The 25,719-nt window shown below is 54.2% G+C and carries 27 protein-coding genes; 21 read left to right on the top strand and 6 right to left on the bottom strand.

Going from position 1 to position 25,719, the window contains the following annotated elements:
- Window positions 1-27 precede the first annotated feature (27 nt).
- From ACYVG7_RS00950 to ACYVG7_RS00940, 3 genes are all read left to right on the top strand, one after another.
- Window positions 28-1,647 carry an ABC transporter permease gene (locus tag ACYVG7_RS00950; protein WP_460881381.1) on the top strand — a complete coding sequence of 540 codons (1,620 nt, stop codon included), beginning with the start codon at window positions 28-30 and terminating at the stop codon, window positions 1,645-1,647.
- Entirely contained in the window at window positions 1,644-2,702 is a 1,059-nt protein-coding gene (locus ACYVG7_RS00945; protein ID WP_460881380.1) for an ABC transporter ATP-binding protein, read from the top strand. The genes ACYVG7_RS00950 and ACYVG7_RS00945 overlap by 4 nt, the downstream gene beginning before the upstream one ends.
- A gap of 65 nt (window positions 2,703-2,767) precedes the next feature.
- Window positions 2,768-3,691, top strand: a complete 924-nt coding sequence (locus ACYVG7_RS00940) for a Dyp-type peroxidase (protein WP_460881379.1) — start codon at window positions 2,768-2,770, stop codon at window positions 3,689-3,691.
- 61 nt (window positions 3,692-3,752) lie between these two features.
- Here ACYVG7_RS00940 and argR read toward each other — a convergent pair whose 3' ends face one another.
- Entirely contained in the window at window positions 3,753-4,223 is a 471-nt protein-coding gene (gene argR, locus ACYVG7_RS00935) for a transcriptional regulator ArgR (RefSeq protein WP_460881378.1), read from the bottom strand.
- Window positions 4,224-4,386: 163 nt separating this feature from the next.
- On the opposite strand from argR, the gene ACYVG7_RS00930 reads away from it, so the two are divergent.
- The 6 genes from ACYVG7_RS00930 (at window position 4,387) to ACYVG7_RS00905 (ending at window position 9,334) form a co-directional block, all read left to right on the top strand.
- Window positions 4,387-5,127, top strand: coding sequence for an ATP-binding cassette domain-containing protein (locus ACYVG7_RS00930; protein ID WP_460881391.1), 741 nt, complete (start codon window positions 4,387-4,389; stop codon window positions 5,125-5,127).
- A 21-nt stretch (window positions 5,128-5,148) separates the two neighbouring features.
- Complete coding sequence (locus ACYVG7_RS00925) at window positions 5,149-5,886, top strand: transporter substrate-binding domain-containing protein (RefSeq protein ID WP_460881377.1); 738 nt, start codon at window positions 5,149-5,151, stop codon at window positions 5,884-5,886.
- Window positions 5,886-6,605, top strand: a complete 720-nt coding sequence (gene artQ, locus ACYVG7_RS00920) for an arginine ABC transporter permease ArtQ (RefSeq protein WP_460881376.1) — start codon at window positions 5,886-5,888, stop codon at window positions 6,603-6,605. Before ACYVG7_RS00925 ends, artQ begins: the two co-directional genes overlap by 1 nt.
- Window position 6,606: 1 nt before the next feature.
- On the top strand, window positions 6,607-7,272 hold the full coding sequence (artM, locus tag ACYVG7_RS00915) for an arginine ABC transporter permease ArtM (protein WP_460881375.1): 666 nt from the start codon (window positions 6,607-6,609) through the stop codon (window positions 7,270-7,272).
- 204 nt (window positions 7,273-7,476) lie between these two features.
- Window positions 7,477-8,415, top strand: a complete 939-nt coding sequence (gene mdh / locus ACYVG7_RS00910; protein ID WP_460881374.1) for a malate dehydrogenase — start codon at window positions 7,477-7,479, stop codon at window positions 8,413-8,415.
- A gap of 88 nt (window positions 8,416-8,503) precedes the next feature.
- Entirely contained in the window at window positions 8,504-9,334 is an 831-nt protein-coding gene (locus ACYVG7_RS00905) for a tetratricopeptide repeat protein (RefSeq protein WP_460881373.1), read from the top strand.
- Here the strand turns inward: ACYVG7_RS00905 and ACYVG7_RS00900 are convergent.
- Both ACYVG7_RS00900 and ACYVG7_RS00895 read right to left on the bottom strand, forming a co-directional pair.
- Window positions 9,327-10,592 (bottom strand): HlyC/CorC family transporter, encoded by a 1,266-nt coding sequence (locus ACYVG7_RS00900; protein WP_460881372.1) that lies wholly within the window; start codon window positions 10,590-10,592, stop codon window positions 9,327-9,329. The two genes, ACYVG7_RS00905 and ACYVG7_RS00900, sit on opposite strands and share 8 nt — an antisense overlap.
- Window positions 10,593-10,638: 46 nt before the next feature.
- On the bottom strand, window positions 10,639-11,427 hold the full coding sequence (locus ACYVG7_RS00895; RefSeq protein WP_460881371.1) for a cytochrome C assembly family protein: 789 nt from the start codon (window positions 11,425-11,427) through the stop codon (window positions 10,639-10,641).
- A gap of 144 nt (window positions 11,428-11,571) precedes the next feature.
- On the opposite strand from ACYVG7_RS00895, the gene ffh reads away from it, so the two are divergent.
- The 5 genes from ffh (at window position 11,572) to rplS (ending at window position 15,089) form a co-directional block, all read left to right on the top strand.
- Complete coding sequence (gene ffh / locus ACYVG7_RS00890) at window positions 11,572-12,945, top strand: signal recognition particle protein (RefSeq protein ID WP_460881370.1); 1,374 nt, start codon at window positions 11,572-11,574, stop codon at window positions 12,943-12,945.
- A 182-nt stretch (window positions 12,946-13,127) separates the two neighbouring features.
- Window positions 13,128-13,376: a 30S ribosomal protein S16 gene (rpsP, locus tag ACYVG7_RS00885; protein ID WP_460881369.1), complete on the top strand. Its 249-nt coding sequence runs from the start codon at window positions 13,128-13,130 to the stop codon at window positions 13,374-13,376.
- Window positions 13,377-13,403: 27 nt separating this feature from the next.
- Complete coding sequence (rimM, locus tag ACYVG7_RS00880; protein ID WP_460881368.1) at window positions 13,404-13,925, top strand: ribosome maturation factor RimM; 522 nt, start codon at window positions 13,404-13,406, stop codon at window positions 13,923-13,925.
- A gap of 34 nt (window positions 13,926-13,959) precedes the next feature.
- Window positions 13,960-14,709, top strand: a complete 750-nt coding sequence (gene trmD / locus ACYVG7_RS00875) for a tRNA (guanosine(37)-N1)-methyltransferase TrmD (protein ID WP_460881367.1) — start codon at window positions 13,960-13,962, stop codon at window positions 14,707-14,709.
- A gap of 32 nt (window positions 14,710-14,741) precedes the next feature.
- Window positions 14,742-15,089, top strand: a complete 348-nt coding sequence (gene rplS / locus ACYVG7_RS00870; RefSeq protein ID WP_460881366.1) for a 50S ribosomal protein L19 — start codon at window positions 14,742-14,744, stop codon at window positions 15,087-15,089.
- Window positions 15,090-15,154: 65 nt separating this feature from the next.
- Here the strand turns inward: rplS and ACYVG7_RS00865 are convergent, their stop codons facing one another.
- Both ACYVG7_RS00865 and mutH read right to left on the bottom strand, forming a co-directional pair.
- Window positions 15,155-15,478: an isoamylase early set domain-containing protein gene (locus ACYVG7_RS00865; RefSeq protein ID WP_460881365.1), complete on the bottom strand. Its 324-nt coding sequence runs from the start codon at window positions 15,476-15,478 to the stop codon at window positions 15,155-15,157.
- 135 nt (window positions 15,479-15,613) lie between these two features.
- Window positions 15,614-16,300, bottom strand: coding sequence for a DNA mismatch repair endonuclease MutH (mutH, locus tag ACYVG7_RS00860; protein WP_460881364.1), 687 nt, complete (start codon window positions 16,298-16,300; stop codon window positions 15,614-15,616).
- A gap of 690 nt (window positions 16,301-16,990) precedes the next feature.
- Between mutH and rppH the strand changes: the two genes are divergently transcribed.
- The 6 genes from rppH to ACYVG7_RS00830 all read left to right on the top strand — a co-directional run bounded on the left by rppH (window position 16,991) and on the right by ACYVG7_RS00830 (window position 23,572).
- Complete coding sequence (gene rppH / locus ACYVG7_RS00855; RefSeq protein WP_460881363.1) at window positions 16,991-17,509, top strand: RNA pyrophosphohydrolase; 519 nt, start codon at window positions 16,991-16,993, stop codon at window positions 17,507-17,509.
- Window positions 17,510-17,520: 11 nt separating this feature from the next.
- Window positions 17,521-19,782: a phosphoenolpyruvate--protein phosphotransferase gene (gene ptsP, locus ACYVG7_RS00850; RefSeq protein ID WP_460881362.1), complete on the top strand. Its 2,262-nt coding sequence runs from the start codon at window positions 17,521-17,523 to the stop codon at window positions 19,780-19,782.
- A gap of 150 nt (window positions 19,783-19,932) precedes the next feature.
- Window positions 19,933-20,727: a thymidylate synthase gene (gene thyA / locus ACYVG7_RS00845; protein WP_460881361.1), complete on the top strand. Its 795-nt coding sequence runs from the start codon at window positions 19,933-19,935 to the stop codon at window positions 20,725-20,727.
- 256 nt (window positions 20,728-20,983) lie between these two features.
- Entirely contained in the window at window positions 20,984-22,177 is a 1,194-nt protein-coding gene (gene nhaA / locus ACYVG7_RS00840) for a Na+/H+ antiporter NhaA (protein ID WP_460881360.1), read from the top strand.
- A 125-nt stretch (window positions 22,178-22,302) separates the two neighbouring features.
- Entirely contained in the window at window positions 22,303-23,235 is a 933-nt protein-coding gene (nhaR, locus tag ACYVG7_RS00835) for a transcriptional activator NhaR (RefSeq protein WP_460881359.1), read from the top strand.
- A 43-nt stretch (window positions 23,236-23,278) separates the two neighbouring features.
- The gene (locus tag ACYVG7_RS00830) at window positions 23,279-23,572 is read left to right on the top strand and encodes an ArsR/SmtB family transcription factor (RefSeq protein ID WP_460881358.1); all 294 of its coding nucleotides are present in this window, start codon (window positions 23,279-23,281) and stop codon (window positions 23,570-23,572) included.
- Between the two features lie 86 nt (window positions 23,573-23,658).
- Here the strand turns inward: ACYVG7_RS00830 and rpsT are convergent, their stop codons facing one another.
- The gene (rpsT, locus tag ACYVG7_RS00825; RefSeq protein WP_460881357.1) at window positions 23,659-23,919 is read right to left on the bottom strand and encodes a 30S ribosomal protein S20; all 261 of its coding nucleotides are present in this window, start codon (window positions 23,917-23,919) and stop codon (window positions 23,659-23,661) included.
- Window positions 23,920-24,117: 198 nt separating this feature from the next.
- Here rpsT and murJ point away from each other — a divergent pair, with 198 nt between their 5' ends.
- Window positions 24,118-25,689, top strand: a complete 1,572-nt coding sequence (gene murJ / locus ACYVG7_RS00820) for a murein biosynthesis integral membrane protein MurJ (protein ID WP_460881356.1) — start codon at window positions 24,118-24,120, stop codon at window positions 25,687-25,689.
- Window positions 25,690-25,719: the final 30 nt, after the last annotated feature.

Below are 25,719 nucleotides of genomic sequence, written 5' to 3'. Positions count from 1 at the left end.
CATCCGTTCAACCGGCGAAAAAGCCATATGAAGGCGGCTATTTGGATGGCGAGCGGCAGAGGTATTGCTCTGCTGCTCTGTTTCCCGCTGCTGGCTCTGCTGATCGAGGCCGGGTTGTCGCCTCTGGATCTGCTGGCTCATCTCTGGGCCACCGTATTGCCGACTTATCTGCTGAACTCCGCGGGACTGGTGTGCGGCACTGTCTTGCTCTGTTTACTGCTGGGGGCGCCAGCGGGTTGGTTGATAGCCCGCTGCCAAATACCGGGACGGCGTTGGTTGAATTGGGCATTGGTATTGCCACTGGCCATGCCGGGCTATTTGGTAGCCTATGTCTATACCGATCTACTCGATTATGCGGGTTGGGTGCAGCAGAGCTTGCGAAACCTGTTTGGCTGGCAACAGCCAGGGGATTACTATTTTCCGCCTATCCGCTCCCTGGGTGGGGCCATCGGGGTCTTGTCTTTGGTGCTCTACCCCTATGTGTATCTGTTGTCACGGGCCGGATTTGGCGAGTTGGCGCCGCAGCTGGTCGAGAGTGCTCGCATGCAGGGCTATGGTCACTGGCGTCGCTGGTGGCATCTGGAACTTCCGCTGGTCCGTCCTGCCATTGCCGTAGGGCTCTCCCTCGTGGCGATGGAGACGCTGGCTGACTTTGGTACTGTCTCCTATTTTGCTGTGCCAACCCTGACTACAGCCATTAATGATGTATGGCTGGGTTACGGTGAACTGGGGGCAGCAGCTCAGATCTCTTTGGGATTACTGGCGTTGGTGGGGTTGACTCTGCTGATGGAGCGAGTGAGTCGAGGTCGGCAGCAGCGCTATCAACGACAGAGCCTGCTGCAGCCGACAGCGGCCTTGGTGTTGCGGCCGATTGTGTGTGTGCTGGCCGTGGGTTATCTGCTGGCGCTGATTGTGCTGGGTTTTTTGCTCCCCTGCGGAGTCCTGATGTATTACGCCTGGCAAGTTTGGGATGGAGAGTGGCCTGCCGGTTTGTGGGATGCCAGCTTCAATAGCTTGCAGGTCGCGGGGTGGGCCGCGCTGGTCGCCTCAATCATGGCGCTGCTGATCCTGTTTAGCCAACGCCTGAACCTGAAGTTGGCTTGGCCACGCCAATGGGCTGGATTGGGCTACGCTATGCCCGGTACTGTTTTGGCCATCGGGATCCTGATCCCCCTTACTGCGACTGACTTTGGTCTTAACGCCTTGCTGGCCGGGTTGGGGCAGCCTGAGCCAGGGCTTATTTTAACGGGCTCGCTGTTTGCGTTGATCGCGGCGTATGTGGTGCGTTTTATCGCCATGGCGCTGGGGGCTATCGAGAGCAGTTATGGCCGCATTCCGCCATCGCTGGATATGGCCAGCCGTGCGTTGGGGCATGGCGCAAACAGCCTGTTGTGGCGAGTCCATCTGCCGTTACTGCGTCGAGGTATTTTGACCGGGGCTTTGCTCATCTTTATTGAAGCCATGAAGGAGTTGCCCGCCGCTTTGATGTTGCGTCCGTTCAATTACGAGACGCTGGCCACGCTGGTCTATCAATACGTAAAGGCGGAGCAGTTGGCCGAAGGGGCCTTCCCTGCGCTGTTGATCGTGGCTGTTGGTCTTTTACCCTTGTTGTTTATGAATCACTACCTTGGGGAGCGGAAGTCATGAGTGCCTTGCGAATTGAGGATCTGTATTGTCAGCACCAGCAGCAACCCGTGTTGTCTGGCATCTCGTTAACTGTGGAAGATAACGAGATCCTCTGTCTGCTCGGTGCCAGTGGCGGGGGCAAGACCACGCTGCTGCGGGCGATCGCGGGCTTGATGCCGGTCTCGCAGGGGACCGTCTGGCTGCGGGGTCGCCAAGTGGAGGGGGCGGGCATGAGTGTACCGGCCGAGCAGCGGGAGACAGGATTTATTTTCCAGGACTATGCGCTGTTTCCTCATCTAACCGTGGCGCAGAACCTGGCGTTTGCGCTCCGTCCGCTACGACTCTCCGGGGAGCAGCAGCGACAACGTATTCAGGAGATGCTGAGTCTGGTGGCACTGACGTCGCTGGCTCAACGCTATCCCCATGAATTGTCGGGTGGGCAACAACAGCGGGTGGCGATTGCTCGGGCCTTAGTCTGTCGTCCGCAACTTCTGCTGCTGGACGAGCCCTTCTCCAATATTGATGCCCAGGTCCGTTGGAGTTTGATCCGCGAGATCCGCGCCTTGCTCAAAAGCTTGAACATGGCAGCGGTCTTTGTCACACACAGTAAGGAGGAGGCGTTTGCGTTTGCCGATCGGCTGGCCTTATTGGAAAAGGGACGTGTGGTGCAAATCGGCACTCCGAAACAACTCTATCATCAACCGGCGAGCCCCTATGTCGCCGAGTTTTTGGGACGGGGTAATTTGGTCCGTTGCGACTGGCTAGCTGCTGGGCATCTGGCCAGTGCGCTCGGAGAGATCCGGGTTGAGAGCGATCCCGCTGCTTGTCCTGAGCCCTTGCTTTTTGTGCGGCCGCAATTATTAGCGGTGACCCCGGGAGGCCAGGGTGCTGTATTAGAGCAACAATTCCTCGGCAGTCATGTCCGCTGTCTTATCGACTGGCAGGGAGAACACTACGAAGCTTGGCACCATGAATGGCTGACCGAGCCTGAGTGCGGTGTGTCTCTGGCGCTGCGTCCTCATGCGCCTGTGCTCTTCTCGCGGACAGAGTGGCCTCAGCTCCATTCCCGTTTGTAGTGCACTAGCCGCTAGCGTGACAAATGGCTTATAGTGAACGCCTTGTCTTTCGAAGGAGAATGTTCATGTTCCAGCCACAAACAGGTCTCTGTGCCGAGCCCAATTCCCATGCTTATTATCTGATGTTTGATATTCAGGCTGGTGCGGAGTCTGAAATTCGGCTGGCGCTGGCGCATTTCCCCGAACTATGTGAGGAACTGGCGAGTAGCTATCCCGAGGCGAGTTTCAGTGGGTTGGTCGGCGTGGGGAGCGAAGCTTGGGAGCGGCTGTACTCCCAGCGACCGTCGCTATTGGCTCCTTTCCCGACGCTGGAACAAGGCGAGCGAGTGGCGCCTGGGACACCGTTTGACCTGTTTTTTCAGCTTCGCGCCGAGCGCGTCGATATCTTGCATCTTGCGGGTCAGCGGTTGATGGCTCGGTTGGCGGGCAAAGTGCTCTTACGAGAAGAACGGCATGGTTTCCGGTTTTTGGATTGCCGGGATCTGACCGGATTTGTCGATGGCACTGAAAATCCACAGGGCGAGCACAGAGCCGAAGTGGCGCTGGTGGCTGAAGGCCCCTTTGCGGGCGGCAGCTATTTGCATGTGCAGCGCTTCGTGCACAACATGGCCCAGTGGCAGCGATTAGCCTTGAAGGAACAGGAAGATATCATCGGCCGCACCAAACAGGACAACATCGAATATGCCTCGGTGGATAAGCCACTGACCTGTCATATCAAGCGTGTGAATCTGAAGAACAGCGCAGGCCGGAGCAAAGAGATACTGCGTCAGTCAATGCCTTGGGGCTCACTGGAAGAGCAAGGGTTGTACTTCATCAGTTGCTGTCACACCCCGGATCACTTCACCGACATGCTACGCAGCATGGTGATGGGTGATGGGGCTGGGCATTTTGATCACTTGTTGCGGTTTACTCGCGCGGTGACGGGCGCTGCTTTTTTTGCGCCATCCCAGGGTTTTCTCCGCCAGGGTGGCCTGATGGATCTCCGCTAAACAGGCTGCTGCACAATAAAAAAACCGGCGCTAGCGCCGGTTTTTTTGACCCGTCAGATCTTTAACCCGCATGCTCGAACAGCTCGAGCACCGAATCATAGAGTTCATCCATATCGGTCTCGGCGGTCGGGGTGATGAAAATCGTATCATCACCCGCGATGGTGCCGAGGATCCCTTCGGCTTTGCCCAAGGAGTCCAATAAGCGCGCGATCAGCTGGGCCGCGCCTGGACTGGTGTGGATCACCAGCAGGAAGCCGTTATGGTCAACATCCAAGACCAGATTCTTCAGCGGGCTATTGATGGTGGGGACGCCCAACTCGACCGGCAGACAGTACACCATCTCCATTTTGGCATTGCGGGTACGCACAGCGCCAAAGCGACTCAGCATCCGTGAGACCTTGGATTGATTGATATTTTCGTAGCCCATCTCGTGCAGCGCGGTGACGATCTCAGCCTGCGAGCCAAAACGTTCTTCTCTCAATAAGGCTTTGAAAGCCTTGATCAGTTGTTCCTGTTTTTCACCGGGCTTCATAGCCAACTAATATGTTGTATGGACGAGCTGTAATTTTGCATCCATATGCCAATATTTTCAAGAATTAGCCGATAATTCTGCATAAGGATGCACAAAATTCTTGCATTGACTCCCCCTGTGACTAGAATCGGCGCAAAGTATGGATAAAAGGCCGTCACTCATCATGGGTATAGAGCTCAAAGGAATCTCAAAATCCTGGCATCAGCAGCAGATCCTGCGGCAGGTTTCATTTCGCTGTGCCGCTGGCGAGACCCTGGTGCTGCTGGGGCCCAGTGGGGCCGGCAAGAGTTCCTTGCTGCGCCTGATGAACCTGCTGGATACGCCCGATGAGGGCGAGTTATTGATCGCCGGTGAGCGGTTTGAGTTTCCGGCAGTTGCCACGCAAGCAGATTATGCCAAGCGCACTCAAATTTTGCGCGGCAAGGTCGGCATGGTATTCCAACAATATCATCTCTGGCCGCATCTGAGTGTTGAGCAGAACCTGATGGAAGCGCCGTTGAAAGTCTTGGGTATGAACAAGAAAGAGGCGCAGGATAAAGCCGGTTACCTGCTCAACCAGTTGAAACTATCCGAGAAACGTCATGTCTGGCCTGCCAGTCTTTCCGGCGGACAGCAACAACGGGTGGCTATCGCTCGGGCCTTGATGATGGATCCGGCGATCCTGCTGTTTGACGAACCGACGGCGGCGCTGGATCCGGAGATCACCAAGGAAGTGGCCGATATTATTCGCAAATTGGGCGATACCGGTATCACTCAGGTGGTGGTGACTCATGAAGTGGAGTTTGCGCGCCGAGTGGCGACGCAGGTGATCTATCTCGAGCAGGGACAGATTGTGGAAATGGGGAGTGCGCAGCGTTTCGCTGAACCTCAGACGGTCCGTTTTGCTGAATTCTTACAACACTAGAACCATCCAGGAAGGTAAATCATGAAGAAGCTATTCACCGCTATTGCTGCCGTGTCATTGCTCTGTGCCCATGCCATGGCAACTGAGGTCAAGTTTGCCACCGAGGCAACGTATCCTCCGTTTGAATTTATGACCGACAAAAATGAATTTGCCGGGTTTGATATCGAACTGGCACAAGCGGTCTGTGCCGAAGCCAAGCTGAGCTGCACCTTCAGTAATCAGGCTTTTGATAGTTTGATCCCCAGTTTGAAGTTCCGTCGCTTTGATGCTGCCATCGCCGCCATGGACGTCACCGAAGAACGGGCCAAACAGGTCGATTTCTCCAATATCTATTATGAAAACTCCGCTGTCTTTGTGGCGGCAGAAGGCAAGTTTACCGATGTGGCTCAATTGGCCTCGAAAAATGTCGGTGTGCAAAATGGTACCTCGCATCAGTCCTATCTGCTGGAGCAGCTGAAGGATAAGGATGTGAAAGCCGTGCCTTATGCCAGCTATCAAAATGCGCTGATGGATTTGACCAGTGGTCGTGTGGATGCGGTGTTTGCCGATACGGCCGTAGCGGCCGAGTGGTTGAAAAGCCATGCCGGTTATCAAATGGTGGGTAAGCCCGTATCTGATGCCAAGTATTTCGGCGCCGGGTTTGCCATTGCCGTCAACAAGGGCAACAAAGCTTTGTTGGACAGCCTGAACCAGGGGCTCGCCGGTATCAAGGCCAATGGCATTTATCAAAAACTCTACGATAAGTATTTCGCCAAATAATGATCAGCCTGTTGTTGGATGCCGCCCTGATGACCTTGGGGCTGGCTATCGTGTCATTGGTTGGCGGCTTGCTGCTGGCTCTGCTGCTGAGCGCGGCTGAGTTATCCCGGCATGTTTGGCTGCGCTGGCCAGTCGCAACCCTGACAACCTTAATCCGCGGCTTGCCTGAGATCCTGGTGGTGCTCTTTATCTACTTCGGCTCTTCACAGTTGCTGTTGTTGTTGGCGGATGGCATCAATCTGGCTTGTGCGACTTGGTTGCCAGGGCAAAGCAGATGTCATGCACCGTGGGATTATGTGGAGATGAGCCCGTTCTGGTGCGGTGTCCTAGCTCTGGCACTGTTGTTTGCCTCGTATGCTACCCAGACCCTGCGCGCGGCTCTGAAGGCCGTGCCCAAGGGGCAGCGCCAGGCCGCGCAGGCCTTGGGTTTGTCTGCGGGGCATATTTTTGGGCGCATCGTGCTGCCGCAAGCGTGGCGTCATGCACTACCAGGCTTGGGAAATCAATGGTTGGTGCTGCTCAAGGATACGGCGTTAGTCTCGCTCATCGGGGTAAATGACCTGATGCGTCAGTCGCAATTGGCGGTCGCCAGCCCGAGTAGCGAACATGGTCCCTTTACCTGGTATGCCGTGGCTGCGGGTATCTATCTGCTGATCACCCTGGTCAGTGGGCGCATCCTTGAACATCTGCGTCAACGCAGCTTCCGATATGGTGGTTAACATGGCCTATCTCTCCGAGTTACTTAGCGGACTGGCAACCACGCTGGAGCTGACTGTGATGAGCTTGCTGCTGGGTGGCTTACTGGCGCTGATTTTTACCTGGCTGCTGGATCGGCGGATCCCGGTTGCCCGGCAGTTGGTCGAACTGTTTCTGGTGGTATTTACCGGCACGCCTTTACTGGTACAGATATTCCTCATCTATTACGGTCCGGCACAATTTGAGTGGATGAAGCAAAGCTGGTTGTGGGAGTTGCTGAAAGAGCCCTGGTTCTGCGCCATATTGGCTTTGGGATTAAATACGGCGGCCTATTCGACTCGCTTGTTCAAGGGGGCGCTGGATGCAGTTCCCTATGGCGAAGTGCTAGCCTGCAAAGCCTTGGGCATGACCAAAGGACAAACTCTGAATATCAAACTGCGCCATGCCATGCGACGGGTGGTTCCGGGCTATTCCAATGAGGTTATTCTGGTCCTTAAAGGCAGCTCATTAGCCAGTACCATCACCATCATGGATATGATGGGTATCGCGCAGCGCTTGAATGCCCAAACCTATGACACCTTGGGGGTTTTCGGGGTTGCTGGTGCCATCTATCTGGCCATGAACGGTAGTCTCACATTAGCATTTCGCTGGCTAGAGCGGCGAGCGTTGGCATTTGCACCCCATGAATGAGCAGAGGCTACGCCACAGTGAGAGGGGGCTTTCTAGCCCCCTTTGTTTTGTTGTAAAAATGTAATTTAGTTGTGCTTTTGCTGTTGTGCTCCCCGGCTCACAGTTCCGACATTCCTCTTTGTTCCTTCCTGTGCTTTATCCTATGGTGATGGTGAGCCACATCCATTAATTACCCTACACCATCAATAACGCTCGGAGCTCACTATGAAAGTTGCCGTTCTCGGCGCGGCCGGAGGTATCGGTCAGTCGCTTTCGTTATTGTTAAAACTTCAACTGCCTCCCGGTTTTGAATTGGCCTTGTACGATCTGGCTGCGGTCACGCCCGGTGTTGCCGTCGACTTAAGCCATATTCCGACCGATGTCCGTGTCCGCGGTTACGCTGGTGAAGATCCCACTCCAGCCTTGCAAGGGGCGGACATTGTCATCATACCGGCAGGCGTGGCGCGTAAGCCTGGAATGGACCGCTCCGATCTATTCAAATTTAATGCCGGGGTGATCCAGAATCTGGTTCAGCATTGTGCTCGCCAATGCCCGAAGGCGTTGCTGGCGATCATCACCAATCCGGTGAATAGCATCATTCCGATTGCGGCCGAGGTGCTGACTCAGGCCGGTGTGTATGATCCTCGTAAACTGTTTGGCGTTACTACCTTGGATGTCATCCGGGCAGAAACCTTTGTCGCCAATGCCATGCAGTGCAAGGCTGGTTCGCTGACGGTGCCGGTGATTGGCGGTCATAGTGGCACCACCATACTGCCGTTGTTTTCCCAGGTCGTGGGCCAACATTTTAGTCATGACCAACTCGATGAAATGACTCGTCACGTGCAAAACGCCGGCACCGAGGTCGTGAACGCCAAAGCCGGAGCGGGCTCGGCCACCCTGGCGATGGCGCAAGCCGGTTTACGCTTCTGTCTTTCACTGGTGCATGCTCGGCAAGGGGAGCCCGGGATTGTCGAATATGCGTATGTGGATGGCGGTAGTGCTCATGCCCGTTTCTTCGCGCAAGCGGTGCGAATTGGTCGCGAGGGGATAGAGGAGGTGATGGATTATGGCGCATTGAGCCGTCTGGAGCAGGATGAGCTAGATGGCATGCTCGCCACGCTGCGGGAGGAAATCGAGCTCGGAATTGCCTATGCGCGGCAATAAGGACTCGTACGCCAAACAAGGGCCTGATGGCCCTTTGTTTTTTCTCAAGGATCCGCCCTGACGGCCGATAGCCTTGTTGGAGGCGCCTATGAATCGAATTTTGCTCATCGTATTGTTGTTAAGTGTTGCATCCGGGCTGAGTGCCGAGGAGCAAGCACTAAAACCGACGACCGACATTTTTGCGGGTATGGCGTTGCCTGCTGCCCAGATTGCCGCAGAGCCGGCTGCGACTCCAACCCCTAAAAAGTTGACGGCTGAAGAGTTGGCAGAGCGTGAGCGTCATCAGCAGGCCGCGCGTGCGGCAAGCTCTGCTGCTTCGACCCTGTATACCGAGCAGACGGTGACGACGATTCCATCGGCCGCGATTTCAACCCTGCAACTGTACAGTCAGGATGAGTTGATTACCTGGATTGGCCAACACAAACACCTGCAACGTGTGGTTGCTGACCAGTGTCAATTAACACCCGACATCGAAGCGCGAGCCAAGGTGTTGATGCTGCCCTCGTACCAATACCTGTGGGCGGACATGCTGTTGACCGGCACCTGTGTGCCGAAAGATGCTGCCGTCGGGATTGGCTTTATGTGGGGGGCTGCCGAGCAGGGCTTGCCCGCCGCATTGCAGCGACTGGCGCATTACTATGAGCAAGGGCGTTATGTCCAGGTTGACAAGCAACAGGCGGTGGTACTGATGCACGAGGCTGCGGCACTCGGTTATCTGGAGGCGCAGATGGACTGGGTCAGTATGTTGAATCGGGGTATGGGCAGCCCTCTCGATTACGAAGAGGCCTATAGCTGGTTGCACCACACCATCATCACCGATGGCAAACAGCACGCCAAGGCCAAGCGTTTATTGAGCCAATTGGCGGCGAGGATGCCGAGCAATATTGTGTCTCGAGCCAAGGCATACCGGCTTAATTAAGCGAGGCGGGGGGCGTGATCCTGGCCAATTTCACCATGTTATTTTCCACCGAGAAAATCTCGATTTGATAGTCGGCGATCTGCAGTTGACGGCCAACCTGAGGTAAGTCCTCCAGGTACTCTAGGATCAATCCATTGAGCGTGCGGGGGCCGTCAGTTGAGAAATTCCACTCCAGCTCTTTGTTGATATCCCGAAGATTGGCGGCGCCTTCAATCAGGTAGCTGCCGTCGGCCTGACGGTAGATCTCTTCATTGGCGCTGGGAGCCAGACTGGTTGTAAAGTCACCCACAATCTCCTCCAGAATATCGTCCAGAGTGGCTAGGCCGCGGATGTCTCCGTACTCATCGACCACCAAGCCAATCCGCTCCTTATTCCGACGAAATTTGATGAGCTGGGTCAGCAGTGGGGTGCCGCTGGGGATGAAGTAGACCTCATGGACGGTGCGCAGTAGAGACTCTTTATTAAACTGCTCCCGGGTCAGCAAGCGCAACGCATCGCGCACATGAATGAAGCCAACCGCATCATCGAGCATGTCCCGATATAGCAAGACCTTGGTGTGCGGGGTATTAGTCAATTGGCGCTGAATGGTCTTCCAGTCATCATTGATATTGATTGCATAGATGTCGGCCCGCGGCACCATGATCTCCTCAATCGCCAGGTGCTCCAGCTCCAGCACTCCCATCAACATGTCTTGATGGTTCTGGGGGATGAGACTGCTGGATTCGTTGAGCACGGAGCGTAACTCTTCACTATTGAGCGACTCGTCTTTCCTATGCAGCTTGATGCCAAACAGCTCTAGTAGGCCGTTGGAAATGGAGTTGATGAGCCAAACCAGAGGATAGAAAGGGAGCATCAAGATCCGCAGTATGATGGCGGCCGGGTAGGCCACCCGCTCCGGATTCAAGGCGGCCAGAGTTTTGGGGGTGACTTCGGAAAATATCAGAATGACAAGGGTCAGCACCGAGGTCGCAACGGCGATGCCGTAATCGCCAAAGACCCGAATGGCCAGCAGGGTCGCGATAGAGGAGGCCAGAATATTCGCCAGATTATTGCCAATCAGTATCAACCCCAGCAGCCGGTCGGGGCGTCGTAACAGGTGTTCGACTCGCATAGCTCCGCGATGTTTGGTCTTGGCCAGATGGCGTAATTTATAGCGATTGAGTGACATCATGCCCGTTTCTGCGGCCGAAAAAAAAGCAGAAACCAGCAACATCAGCATAAGAGCCAATAATAGGGATTGGGTCGAAATGGTATCCAAACAATAGTCCTCTAGTCGTTCGGAAATGGTAACGCTGCGATATGACTCAGCTGAGTAGCACCTCTTTGAGGAACCGACTGCCGAAATAGGCCAGCAAGAGGAGAACACTGCCCAGCAAGCTGAGACTGATGAGGGTTTTACCTCTCCAGCCGTGACGATAATGTCCCCATAACAGACTGGTATACACACACCAGGCCAGCAGGGTCAGCACAGCTTTATGCCGTTGATCGGGAGCAAACATTTCATCTAGAAACAGCACTCCGCTGCCGATCGAGAGTGTTAGCAATATCACTCCGAGCAGGATCAGTTGGTACACCCGCGTTTCTACCGTCATCAGCGGAGGCAGATGAGGTAGCCCCAGACGTTTGCGCGCCTTGAGATGATAATTGAGATAGGCGAGTAACAGCGTGAACAGCGTGGCGATCATCAACACCGAAAAGGCCAGCAATGCTAACGAGATGTGCATTAACAGCTCGGGTCTTTGCTCCAGATGCAGGACATATTGCCCAGGGATCAGATTGCTGACGATTTGCAGCAACGCCGCAAAGCCATAGACCACGGGTAATAGGATCCAACCATTGAAGCGCTGTACGATCAGGCTCATGACCAGACTGATGAGCAAGGCGACTGCAGACGCTACGTTCAGCAAGCTGAGATTCTGCCCGAATCCTGTCGAAACAATCTCTTGTCCGAGTCCTGCCGCATGCAATGCCATCGCAATCCAGGCGCTACTGACCAGAGGCCAACTGATGCTGTGGCTATTGAGCAGGCGATGCAAAGCGGCCAGGCTAGCTAGCAGGTAAAACGCAAGGCAGAGCAATGATGGGATGACCATAGGGTAATTAATTGAATTGACGGTCATTAATGGACTTAAGTGGCGAGTATATCGCTGTCGTAGGTCTGCTGCCAGCAAGGCTTAAGATCTTGGGGCAAGTTGCGGTATACTCGTGCGCAATTACGCCAATCGTTGGAATAGGCCATGTTTGAGAATCTAACCGAGCGTCTGTCGAAGTCGCTGCGCAACATCAGTGGTCGGGGTCGCCTGACTGAAGACAACATCAAAGATACCTTGCGTGAAGTGCGCATGGCGTTGCTGGAAGCGGACGTCGCCTTGCCAGTGGTCAAGGAATTTGTCAGTCGAGTCAAGGAACGCGCGGTTGGCCAAGAGGTTAACAAGAGCCTGAGCCCAGGGCAGGCGTTCATCAAGATAGTGCAAGGTGAACTGATCTCCGTCATGGGTGAGGCCAATGAGTCCCTGGACTTGGCAACTCAGCCCCCTGCCGTATTGTTGATGGCGGGCTTGCAAGGTGCCGGTAAGACGACATCCGTGGCCAAGTTGGCAAAGTTCCTGAAGGAGCGGATGAAGAAGAAGGTGCTGGTCGTCAGTGCTGACGTCTATCGTCCGGCCGCTATCAAACAGCTGGAAACCTTGGCGCAGGAGATTGGTGTCGAGTTCTTCCCCAGTGATACCACACAAAAACCGATTGCGATTGCCGAAGCGGCCATCAATCACGCGCGCAAGCAATTCTTCGATGTGTTGATTGTCGATACTGCCGGCCGGCTGCACGTCGATAGCGAAATGATGGACGAGATCAAGGCCCTCCATCAATACGTCAAGCCTATCGAGACGCTGTTCGTGGTCGATGCCATGACCGGCCAGGACGCTGCTAATACTGCCAAGGCGTTCAGCGATGCCTTGCCGTTGACCGGGGTCATCTTGACCAAGGCCGATGGTGATGCGCGGGGCGGTGCAGCACTGTCGGTTCGACATATCACCGGCAAACCCATCAAGTTTATTGGTATGGGTGAAAAGGTCGACGCATTGGAACCTTTCCATCCAGATCGGATTGCCTCGCGCATCCTGGGGATGGGGGATGTGTTGTCGCTCATCGAAGAGATGGAGCGCAATGTCGACAAAGACAAGGCAGCCAAGCTTGCCCAGAAGATGCAAAAAGGCAAAGGCTTTGATCTGGAGGATTTCCGTGAACAGCTGGCCCAAATGCGCAACATGGGCGGCATGATGGGCATGCTCGACAAATTGCCCGGGGTCTCGGGCCTGCCAGATGATGTCAAAGGCAAGCTCGATGACAAGATGACCCATCGCATGGAGGCGATTATCAGCTCCATGACCCCGGCTGAACGCCGGAATCCGGAGATCATCAAGGGTTCGCGCAAGCGTCGAATTGCTGCCGGTTCAGGGATGCAGATCCAGGATGTGAACCGTCTGCTCAAGCAGTTTGATCAGATGCAACGCATGATGAAGAAGATTTCCGGCAAAGGCGGTATGCGCAAGCTGATGAGTGGTATGAAGAATATGTTGCCACCCGGCGGTTTTGGCCGTGGTCCTTTCTGATTTGCCGCGCCAATTTTACTGCGTAAGCTAAAACTCGAGTTGACCAGCCCTGCCGTGCGTGTCTTAAAAAGCGGCGGGTTTGGTTGCATTTGCTGCGGATGTAAGTAAAATTACGCGGCTTATTTTAAGCTGGGGTTCGTGTTTTCCACGGACCTCGTTCATTCAAAGTTAATGAGGACGATATGGTAACCATTCGTTTGCAACGTGGTGGCGCTAAGAAGCGTCCGTTTTACCAAGTAGTTGTGGCTGATGGCCGTTTCGCTCGTGATGGTCGTTTCATCGAGCGCGTTGGCTTCTTCAACCCGATGGCTTCTGGCCAAGCTGAAAAGATCAATCTGGACCTGGTTCGTATCCAACACTGGATCGGTCAAGGCGCCAATATGTCTGATCGTGTTGCCAAGCTGGTCAAAGACGCTTCCAAAGCGGCTTAATGTTCGAATTCTGGCTAAGGAGCCACGGTGGATAAGCCTGTAGTTGTTGGTCGCCTGGGCGCCGTTTACGGCATCAAAGGCTGGCTGAAGGTACACTCCTTCACCGATGATGCCGAGAGCATATTCGAATATTCCCCTTGGCTGACACAGCAAAATGGGGAGTGGCGCGAGATCCGGGTTTCTGGGTGGAAACGTCACAACAATGGGTTGGTCTGCAAGCTGGAAGGTATCGACCTGCGAGAAGACGCCCAAGCCATGGCCGGAGTGGACATCGCTGTTCAGCCACAAGCATTCCCTGAGTTGTCGGACGGAGAATACTACTGGAGTGACCTGATGGGTTGCCAAGTGGTGAATCTCAACGGCTATCAGATGGGCGAAGTGACTGAGTTGATGGAAACGGGCTCCAACGATGTGTTGGTAGTCAAAGCCAAATTGAATGATGCCTATGGAATGAAAGAGCGGTTAATCCCGTTTCTGGATGGGCAGGTCATCAAAAAGATTGATCTGGCTAACCGTTCCATAGAGGTCGATTGGGATCCGGATTTTTAATCGTACCCGTTGTCGGCATACATCGGAGGTTTCTATGTGGATTGGGGTGATCAGCCTCTTCCCGGATATGTTCCGAGCCATTACTGACTACGGTGTGACGGGCCGGGCCTCAAGGCAAGGCTTGCTGCAAATCAGATGCTGGAATCCTCGTGATTTCACCCACGACAAACACCACACGGTCGATGATCGACCCTATGGTGGTGGGCCTGGAATGTTGATGATGGTTCAGCCGTTGCGTGACGCAATTCAGGCTGCACGAGACGCAGCAGGTGAGGGAGTGAAAGTCATCTATCTCTCACCACAAGGTCGAAAGCTCACCCAAGCCGGTGTAGCTGAGCTCGCCAAGTCTCAGAAGTTGATTCTGGTGGCTGGCCGATACGAAGGTATCGATGAGCGCGTGATACAGACCGATATCGATGAAGAGTGGTCTGTTGGCGATTACGTGTTAAGTGGTGGTGAATTACCTGCCATGATCCTGGTAGATGCGGTATCTCGATTGGTACCGGGTGTATTGGGCGATATGGCGAGTGCCGAGCAAGACTCCTTTACCGAGGGCTTGCTGGATCACCCGCACTACACGCGACCGGAAGTGATGGAAGGATTGACGGTTCCCGAGGTGTTACTGAGCGGTAACCACGAGAGTGTTCGCACATGGCGCCTCCAACAGGCCTTGGGTCGGACCTGGTTACGAAGACCGGAACTATTAAATAACCTAGCTCTGACTGACGAGCAAGAGAGACTTCTTGCCCAGTTTGTTCGTGAACAACGTGACGAACAGCAGTAGAGTTTTCAGTTTATCCTAGGTAGGAAGAGACAATGAGCAAGATTATTCAGCAACTCGAGCAAGAACAACTGCGTTCTGACATCCCGGCTTTTGCCCCGGGCGACACCGTACGTGTACAAGTACGTGTTAAAGAAGCTGGCAAGGAACGTCTGCAGGCTTTCGAAGGCGTCGTTATCGCCAAGCGTAACCGCGGTCTGCACTCTGCTTTCACCGTTCGCAAGATCTCCAATGGCGAAGGTGTTGAGCGTGTATTCCAGACTCACAGCCCGCTGATTGCCAGCGTTGAGCTGAAGCGTCGCGGTGTGGTTCGTCGCGCCAAGCTGTACTACCTGCGTAACTTGACTGGTAAGAAAGCGCGTATCCGCGAAAAGCTCAACTAATCTCATTAGTTGCTGTAAAGAAAAAGGCTCGCCAATGGCGGGCCTTTTTTGTTGAGTCAGTGCTGTTATTGAACCACGGACACCAGCGAGTTTTCGCCACCAAATGGGTTGGTGCAATAGGCTTCGGCATCCCAATCATTATCAAAGGACTCGGAGCCATCGGCAGAAACCAGCCGGAAGCGGTACTGATAACTCTCTTTTTCATTCGTGGGCAGATTCAGCGTGGCCTTGAAAATACCATTCTTGAGTTTTTTTAACTCAACCGGTTCCCATCCAGCAAACTCGCCCAGTAAAAACACCTGCTCGGCCTCTTTCGCGGCCTCTTTTGTCACCTCAAAGGTGACCTGCACTTCCGGCTTGGTCTTGAGGAATTTTTTAGTGACAGGCATGTGATCTCCTTGAAGGTTTAATCCTGTGTCAGATAGGTGGGGATTTGGCTTCCCATGGGTATCATAAAACAAAAAATAGCCGATGTGCCGACCAGAGATCAGGAAATGGTCGAAAAATGGGCAGATGTGATCGGATTAATGTGGGAAAAAAACTTTCTGCAACAGGCGGCGGGTGAATCGGGTACGCAGGTAAAAGCCGCGTGGTCGAGTCTGGATCAGCTCCCCTTGTCGACCGATGGCCGGAGTCAGGGCTTGCCCATTGGCCGCTTTGGGTCTGAGTTGCAAGACTTCGCCGTGATGGGCCGTGATGGATTCGATCTGCCCCAAGGCTACCAGCTCCATGAGCTCCTCCCAATCTTGACGCAGCAACTGCTCTTCCTCCGCATCAGGACTCCAGATGAAGGGCGTCGCGATCCGACGCTCGGCAAGAGGGATGTGGCGGCTGCCTTCCACCGGAACCCACAACACCCGTGACAGCTTGTTGCGTACATTACTCGACTCCCAACGCAGGCCTGTGATCCCAATCAGGGGGGTCACGCAGACGAAGGTGCTTTCCAACGGATTTCCCTGTTCATCAATGGGCAGTGTTTTCAATTCAATACCTAATTCCGGAAAGTCTTGTTCTGGTTTGCTGCCAGCCATGGCTCCCAGTTGTCCTTCGATGAGTTGTCCAACCCAACCTTTGTCGCGGCGCAGGTCGCGTGGTATGGGAATATGGTCGGCTTGGCAGAGGCTGGAAAATGACTGCCCGGCTAATTGTTCGGCGCGCAGTAATAGCTCCGCCTCACTCTTGGGGGGCAGGTGCCGCAGCTCTGTGGTCATAGGCCTTCCTCCTTGGTTGAAAACTGCACGATTTCACTGCTAGTGCGGTGAATAAGCAATAGTAAAATCATATACCGATAGGTGTATGATTAAATTGGTTTTTTAAAACTAATTCTCTCTTTTTACCCAAGTTATCCTCAGCGAGGCAGGTTATCCCGTACTATCCGCAACTTGCTGCACAATCTTATCCACAAAAATCTTGAATAACTTTGTTCCAGCCAGAGAATCGCGGGATTAACCGGGATGGCTTGTGAGTTAAAGCAGAAATGTCGGCAGATAAATGATGAGATCTTGGACGGTTTTTGTGGATAACAATTGATTGCTCAAAAAGAGAGCGATCTGTTTTTTACACATGGATCCTCGAGATCCTGAATAAGATCCGGAACAGCCATATAGAGACTATGCTCAGTTTATTTATTTGAAAAATAACAGTTTAAGTTGTTGGTTATATCAAGCTTGTTACTGGGGATTGGAAAAATATGTTCTTCAGTCGTCAGCCTATACAGAGTTATACAGAATGATATCCACAGAAAACGTGGGCAAGCTGTCGGAGAGATGGGCCTCTATTGTTTATAAGTTTGATGACTTGACAAAGTTATCCAGATGTTAGCAAAAATGCGTTGTTTGCTGACAAGCAGGGAATGTGAAAAAATCGCTGTCAGATAAAGATTGAACCTTGCAGGTGCTCGCGTGATTGATGGTGACGGTTTTCGTCCCAATGTAGGAATCGTGATCTGCAATCGTAATGGACAGGTTTTATGGGCCAGACGTTTCGGTCAGCACTCCTGGCAGTTTCCACAAGGTGGCGTGGATGATGGTGAAACACCAGAACAAGCCATGTTTCGGGAGTTGTATGAGGAGATCGGACTCAGACCTGAGGATGTCACCATCCTGGCTACCAGTCGTAACTGGTTGAAATACCGGTTACCCAAGCGCCTGATCCGTTGGGATAGCTCGCCTGTTTGTATCGGGCAGAAGCAGAAGTGGTTTTTACTGCGGTTAGATGAATGCAGAGAATCTGCCATTCAGTTCGGTTGTCATGGTCAGCCGGAGTTTGATGATTGGCGCTGGGTCAGTTATTGGTACCCGGTGCGGCAAGTCGTTTCCTTTAAACGGGAAGTGTATCGACGGGTCATGAAAGAGTTTGCATCCATAGCCATGCCGTTCCTGCCTAAAAAAGAGAATCGGCGTAATACCAAAGGACGATAGGAGGAGAGTCGGTGCTAACGACACTGCGGCAAATCGTAGAGGGAGTGACCCAGGCGCCATCGTTGCATGATGCAATGAACGTTCTGGTGCGTCAGACTCGCTCTGCCATGCAGGTGGATTGTTGCACCGTCTATCTGGCTGAATCCCAGCGCCGCCGTTACCGCCTCGTGGCGACCGATGGTCTGGCGTTGGAAGCTGTGGGCAAGGTGACTCTGCCCTATGATGAGGGGCTTGTGGGTCTGGTCGGGCGACGAGAAGAGTTGCTCAACTTGGCGGATGCGGCTTCTCATCCCAATTTCAAATACCTTCCCGAAGTTGCCGAGGACGATTTCAACTCCTTCCTCGGTGTGCCGATCATGCAGCAGCGCCAGGTTCTGGGTGTCCTGGTGGTTCAGCAGGCGGATTCCCGGCAATTTGACGAGAGCGATGAATCGTTTCTGGTGACCTTGGTGGCGCAGCTGGCGGCTCGCATTCTGCATGCCGAAATGAAAGGGATGTTGCATGCCGATCAGCAATGGCGGCGCAGCCTGAAGGGGGTTGCCGCCTCCTCCGGGGTTGCCATCGCCCGGGCTTGGGTCTGGCGTCCCAAGATGGAGCTGGAGCATGTGGCCCCCAAGCAGAGTGATGACCCTGAATTACAGCTGGAGTTGTTTAACCAAGCGGTACTGCAGGTCCAGCTGGATTTGGATGCCACGGCGTTGCGTTTCCGCGAGTCGGTCAGTCAGGACTCGATGGCCATTTTCGAGATCTATCAGCATCTATTGACCGATCCCGCCTTTATTCAGCAGATTGAGGCCGAGATCGTTCGCGAAAAATGGAGTGCCGCCTCGGCCGTGCGTCGGGTCAGTGAACGGTTTATCCAGCAATTTCAGGCCATGTCTGACAGCTACTTGCGGGAGCGGGCAGTCGATGTCCGCGATGTGGCGCAGCGTCTGCTCAGTCACTTGGCCCATAGCCAAATCGATGAATTTGATTTCGACGAGCCCGTGGTCCTGCTGGCGGAAGAGGTCACGGCCTCCCTGTTGGCGGAAGTGCCTCGCGAGCGCCTGGCGGCCATGATCTCCTTGCGCGGGGCTGTTAATTCCCATGCGGCAATCCTGGCTCGCGCCATGGGAATTCCCGCGGTTATGGGCCTCGAGCTGCCGTTGGCCGGATTAGAGCAACGCTTGCTGGTGGTCGATGGTAACCGTGGCGAGCTGCTGGTCGAACCCACGCAATCGGTACTCGATGAGTATCGTCAGCTGATCCGCCAGGCCAAGGCGATGGATGATCGGCTGGGGGCGGAAAGTCATTTGCCATCGGAGACTCTCGACGGTGCCCGGATCTCGGTGTTACTGAATGCAGGATTGAATCTGGAATCGGAAAGTGCGATGCGGGATATGGCCGACGGGATCGGGCTGTATCGTACCGAGATCCCCTTCATGTTGCATGACAGCTTTCCCTCCGAGCAGGAGCAGACCCTGCGTTACCGGGAAGTGCTGGCCAATTTTTCCGGTCGTCCGGTCTGCATGCGAACCCTGGATATCGGCGGCGACAAGCCGCTGCCCTATTTTCCGATTGTGGAAGACAACCCGTTTCTTGGCTGGCGTGGCATCCGTTTGACGCTGGATCATCCGGAATTATTTCTGGCTCAGCTCAAAGCCATGCTTCGGGCTAGTGAGTCCCACGATAATCTCTCCATCATGCTGCCCATGGTGGGTTCATTATCCGAAGTCCAGGCGGCGCGTCGTTTGCTGGATCAGGCGTGGCTGGAGGTGTCGGAAGAGCTGGGGCGCAAGGGCAGCAGTGTGCGTTATCCGATGCTCGGCGCCATGATCGAGGTGCCATCCATCCTGTATATTTTGCCGGAGCTGGCGCCCTACGTGGACTTCTGGTCAGTGGGAACCAATGATCTGACGCAATATCTGTTGGCGGTTGATCGCAACAACAGCCGGGTGGCTGGGCTGTATGATGCGTTCCATCCAGCTGTGATGCGGGTTTTGCAGCAGATTGTGGGAACTGCCAATGGTCATGGCAAGACGGTCTCCATCTGTGGCGAACTGGCGGGCGATCCGCTGGGGGTACTGATCCTGATGGCGATGGGCTATCGCACCTTCAGTATGAATTTGAACAACATAGCGCGGGTCAAATATCTGATCCGCCGCGTCAAGCTGGCCGATCTGTATCCCTTGCTCGAGATGGGGCTGCATCAGGGAAGTTCGGCGGCGCTCAAGGGATTGTTTACCGGATATCTGGAACAACTCGGCTTGAACGATTTACTGCCGCCGAAGTGAGTTCAACACCACCACGCTAAAACTTTACGTTAGAATACCCGGCTTGGATCCCGCACTGTTCTGAACGATGGTGCGGCTATCTGCCATTTGCTCCGCGCGTGCCGGGGTGACAGAGAGTCCACGGTAAGCAACCGGGTTGGAGAAGAGATCATGAAAAATTATTTGGCATTGATGCAGCAGATCCTGGATCAGGGAACACCCAAAGGGGATCGGACCGGTACTGGCACCCTGTCGTTGTTCGGCCATCAGATGCGTTTCAATCTGCAAGAAGGTTTCCCTCTGGTGACCACCAAGAAATGTCACCTCAAATCCATCGTGCATGAATTGCTGTGGTTTCTGCAGGGTGAAACCAATACCCGTTATCTAAAGGAACACGGTGTCTCGATTTGGGATGAGTGGGCGGATGAGCAGGGTGAGTTGGGTCCTGTGTATGGGTATCAATGGCGCTCCTGGCCCAAAGCCGACGGTGGCCATATCGATCAAATCCAGCGCGTTGTGGACGACTTGAAACAGAATCCGAATTCCCGCCGCATCATTGTTTCGGCCTGGAATGTCGCCGATCTGGATCAGATGGCGCTAGCTCCTTGCCATGCGTTTTTCCAGTTCTACGTGGCGGATGGCAAGTTGTCTTGCCAGCTGTACCAGCGCAGTTGCGATGTGTTTTTAGGGCTGCCGTTCAACATTGCTAGCTATGCCTTGCTGACCCACATGCTGGCGCAACAATGTGATTTACAAGTCGGAGATTTCGTCTGGACCGGTGGTGATGTGCATCTGTACAACAATCATCTGGAACAGGCGCAGTTGCAACTGAGCCGTGAACCTCGCTCCTTGCCGAAGCTGGTGATAAACCGGAAACCGGATTCGATTTTTGATTACCGCTTCGAAGATTTCGAGGTTGTAGATTACGACCCCTATCCGGGCATCAAGGCTCCGGTCGCTATCTAATAAAACGGGCTGCGAAATGCAGCCCGTTTTTTTTGACAGTAACCAACCGTTCTGTGGATGGCCTGAGACTCTTGGATGATCGGACCTTGCTTGCCGGCTTATGGAGGCAATTTAGGGTTATTTTTTCACTATACGGCTCAATGTATCGGCTATCCCGAGTTATTATGCCGTAATAAGCGATTTTTGTATGTTCGGTAACCGGCATAGACTGTCGGTACTTAATCTTCTTCATCTCTAGGTTTGTAGGGTTGGCATCATGACCAATGCAATTAAAAAATTTCTTCATCTGGAGTCGGCCAGCGGGATCATCTTGATCCTGGCTGCACTCTTGGCTCTGCTCCTGGCGAATTCACCATTGGCACACCACTACCAGGCGTTTTTGGATATTGACGTTCAGATCCGCATCGGCGCGCTGGATCTGCATAAGCCGTTGTTGTTGTGGATCAACGATGGCTTGATGGCCATTTTCTTCCTGCTCATTGGTCTCGAAGTGAAGCGGGAGATGATCGATGGTGCACTGTCGAGCCGGGAACAGGCTATCTTCCCGGCGATTGCCGCTATGGGCGGTATGCTGGCTCCGGCACTGATTTATCTGCTCTTCAATCATGGCAACCCGGAAACCCACAGCGGTTGGGCCATTCCGGCGGCGACCGATATTGCCTTTGCGCTGGGGGTGATGGCTCTGCTCGGCAAGCGGGTCCCCACCAGTCTCAAGGTGTTTCTGTTGGCCCTGGCGATCATCGATGATCTGGGGGTTATCCTGATCATTGCATTGTTCTATACCTCGCAGCTGAACTTAGCGGCGTTGGCTATTGCTGCTGTGGCGGTTGGCATTCTGTTTTGGATGAATCGTCGCGGTGTGGATCGCTTGTCCTGGTACCTGCTGGTGGGAACCCTATTGTGGGTTGCGGTGCTGAAATCCGGGGTACATGCCACGCTAGCCGGGGTGATCGTCGGTTTCCTCATTCCAAATCAGGGTCGCCGCTATGTCTCGCCCCTCAAGCATCTAGAGCACAGATTACACCCCTGGTCCTCTTATCTGATCCTACCCTTGTTCGCGTTTGCCAACGCCGGGATCTCGTTGGCGGGTGTCAGTCTGGCGAGTCTGGCCACTCCAGTGCCGCTGGGGATCATGCTCGGGTTGTTTGTGGGTAAACCGCTGGGGATCTCGCTGATCAGCTGGCTGGCGATCAAGACCGGGTTGGCTCGTCTGCCGAAAGGCATCGGCATGCGACACATCTTGGCTGTGAGCGTGTTGTGCGGGATCGGTTTTACCATGTCGATCTTTATCTCCTCGCTGGCGTTCCATGGTGGCGCTGCCGATTACTCGACCCTGTCCCGCCTGGGGATCCTCAGTGGTTCGACCATGGCGGCTGTATTGGGGTACTTTTTCTTGCGGTTATCCCTCTCCTCCGCTGGTTTAGCTAAGGTTCAGGCAGCTCAAGGGTGAATCGTAGTAGGCTGACCCCAGTCGGGGTCAGCCTCATGACGGCACCGGATCGTGAGAAAGAAACACAGGATGTGATGTTGGTCTCTGCTCATCAATGATCGTTTTTTAACCCTCAAAGGCAGCTTATGTCCCATCTGAATTACAACCATCTCTACTACTTCTGGATGACTCAAAAAAAAGGTTCGGTTACTGCGGCAGCCGATGCCCTGTTTCTGACGCCCCAAACCGTAACCGGACAGATCCGCTTATTGGAGCAGCGATTGGGCGGGCGACTGTTCAAGCGCAAGGGGCGCCAGCTGGAAGCCAGCGAACTCGGGCAACTCATCTTCCAGTATGCGGACAAGATGTTTTCGCTCTCTTACGAAATGCTGGATATCGTCAATTATCGCAAAGAGAACCAGTTGCTATTTGATGTTGGCATCGCGGATGCGCTCTCCAAGCGCCTGGCCAGTCGGGTGCTCTTGTCGGCGATCCCCACCGATGGTTCCATCCATCTGCGGTGCTTCGAATCAACCCATGAATTACTCCTCGAGCAGTTGAGCGAGCACAAGCTGGATATGATCCTGTCAGATTGCCCGGTCGATTCGGCCCAGCAGGGCGGACTGTTATCGAAGAAGTTAGGGGAGTGTGGGGTCAGCTTTTTCTGCAAGGCTCCCATGCCAGCGTCACCGTTTCCTGCTTGTCTGAATGAACGCAAACTGTTGATCCCGGGGCGGCGTACCGCCATGGGGCGTCAGCTGACGCGCTGGTTTGAGGAGAAGGGATTGTCGCCGCAGATCCTCGGCGAATTTGATGATGCGGCCTTGATGAAGGCGTTCGGCTTCTTCAACCAGGGGATTTTTGTCGCGCCATCCATCTACCAGAGCGAAATTCTGGAAGGGGAAGAGGTTGAGCTCGTTGGCCAGACTCAGGATCTGAAAGAAGAGTACTATGTGATTTTTGCCGAGCGCATGATCCAGCATCCGGCGGTCAAGATGATCTGTGAAAGTGACTTCTCCTCCTTGTTCAGTGGTGAGGAAGATATCTCACGTTTTAACCCTGCACCCTTGTCGATCTAGCTGCTATGATGCGCCGATGACGAGGTCCGCGCAGGATGGATGCATGCAGATTGAAGAGATGCAAACCCAGGCCAGTAAGGCGGTGGGATTATTAAAGGCCTTGGCCAACGAGAATCGGTTGTTAATTCTGTGTCATCTGCAGGAGCGCGAGCTCTCGGTTGGCGAGATCAATGACTCTTTGGGATTGAGTCAATCAGCACTCTCCCAGCATCTGGCCATTCTGCGTCGAGATGGCCTAGTGACGACGCGCAAAGCTGCACAGACCGTCTTTTATTCGCTCAAGAGTGAGGAAGTCCGGGCTGTGATTTCAGTCCTGCATGGCCTCTATTGTCGCTGATCACCTGTAGCTAGGCCGTTTGGCGTTGAAAAGGGATAAAAAAAAACCGGCGCAAGCCGGTTTCTTTTTTCATCGCATATCGCGTCTTACAGTGCCTTGATTTGGGCAGCCAGACGAGACTTGTGACGAGCAGCCTTATTCTTGCTGATCAGGCCCTTAGTGGCCATACGGTCCAGAATAGGCTGAGCAGCTTCGAAAGCGGCTTGTGCGATAGCCTTGTCACCGGCGGCGATAGCAGCAACTACTTTTTTAACGTAGGTGCGGGTCATAGAGCGACGGCTGGCATTGTGCTTGCGGGCTTTTTCTGCCTGAATCGCGCGCTTCTTAGCAGATTTGATGTTAGCCAAGGTAAAACTCCTAAAACTGTCTTAGCGAGTATGCTGAAAAGGCCGAGAAATATGCCTTCTCAACCTGAGAATGTCAAATGGTTTGTGCAAATAACCACCGCAACCCTGTGACATGTAGCATCCGGGGTGGCAGGTCGTTAAACTGTCGGCCGATTTTAGCAGCTTTCACCGCGCAGTCACGGTTTTTGAGGAGTTATAGTGAGCAAGAAGCTGATCCGCTCCGGATTGTTAGTCTCAGGCGCGACTCTGGCGTCCCGGATCCTCGGTCTGGTACGGGATATTGTCATCGCCAACCTGTTGGGGGCCGGTGCCGCTGCGGATGTGTTTTTCTTTGCCAACCGTATTCCTAACTACCTGCGTCGACTCTTCGCCGATGGGGCCTTCAATCAGGCCTTCGTCCCTGTGATGACCGAATACAAGGCCAAGGGCGACAAACAGGCGGTTCGAGAGCTGCTGGCGGCAACTATGGGTACGCTGGGTGCCATCATCTCGGTGGTCACAGTGCTCGGGGTCCTGGGATCGACGGTACTCTCGGCACTATTTGGCTGGGGCTGGTTTATGGACTGGTGGCAGGGCGGGCCGAACGCCGAGAAGTTCGAGTTGGCCAGCCTGCTGCTGAAGATCACCTTTCCCTATCTGTGGTTTGTGACTTTTACGGCCATGTCCGGGGCTGTGCTCAACACTTTCGGCCGCTTCGGTGTCTCGTCGTTCACGCCGACCTTCTTGAATATTGTGCTGATTATCGTCGCACTCTGGGTTGCGCCGCAGATGGACGAGCCGGAAATCGGTTTGGCCATCGGGATTTTTATTGGCGGCCTGGTGCAGTTGCTATACCAGATCCCTTATCTGATGAAGATGCAGATGCTGGTATGGCCCAAATGGGGTTGGCATCACCCGGGGGTAGTGAAGATCCGCACCCTGATGATTCCGGCCTTGTTTGGTGTCTCGGTCAGCCAGATCAATTTGATGATCAATACGATGCTGGCTTCGTTTCTGGCCACCGGTGCCATCAGCTATCTCTACTACTCCGATCGGCTGCTGGAATTCCCGCTGGGGATGTTCGCGGTGGCGATCAGTACTGTGATCCTGCCCGCGCTCTCCAAAGGCCATGTGGATCAGGATCCGCTGCGCTTTTCGCAAACCATGGATTGGGGGGTGCGCATGGTGCTGTTTCTGGGCTTGCCGGCCATGGGCGGTATCATGGTGTTGCGGGAGCCCATCTTGCGGGTGCTGTTTATGCGGGGTGAGTTCGGCCCCCACGAGGTGATGATGTCTGGTGCCAGTCTGTTGGCATCGACCTCCGGCTTGTTGTCATTGATGCTGGCCCGGGTGCTGGCTCCGGGGTTTCATGCCCGCCAGGATACCAAGACTCCGGTGCGCTACGGCATTCACTCCATGATCGCCAACATGATCTTCAACTTCATCTTCATTTTCCTGACACCGTTGGGCTATGTCGGTCTGGCGTTATCCACCGCTCTGTCGGGAACCGTCAATGCCATCTCGCTGTTTCAGGGGCTCTACCGTCGCCACGTCTATCGGCCGGGGCGGAGCACCCTGTTCTTCATGCTGCGCTTGAGCGCGGCTACGGCAGCCATGTATCTCCTGCTCTGGTGGCTGAGTCCGTCCCTGGAGGTCTGGGTCAAGTGGTCTATGTGGCGCTCGGGACTGGAGCTGTGCAAGCTAGTCGTCGTCGGTGGTCTGTGCTATTTGCTGACGGCAGGCCTGTTGGGGATCCGCCCGCGTGACCTGAAAACGGTCAACGAGGGCTGAAAGCCGGGGCGCTTCGTTATATAATCCGGC

This window comes from Pseudaeromonas pectinilytica (assembly GCF_054780855.1).
This window is presented reverse-complemented; position numbering and strand designations above follow the sequence as displayed.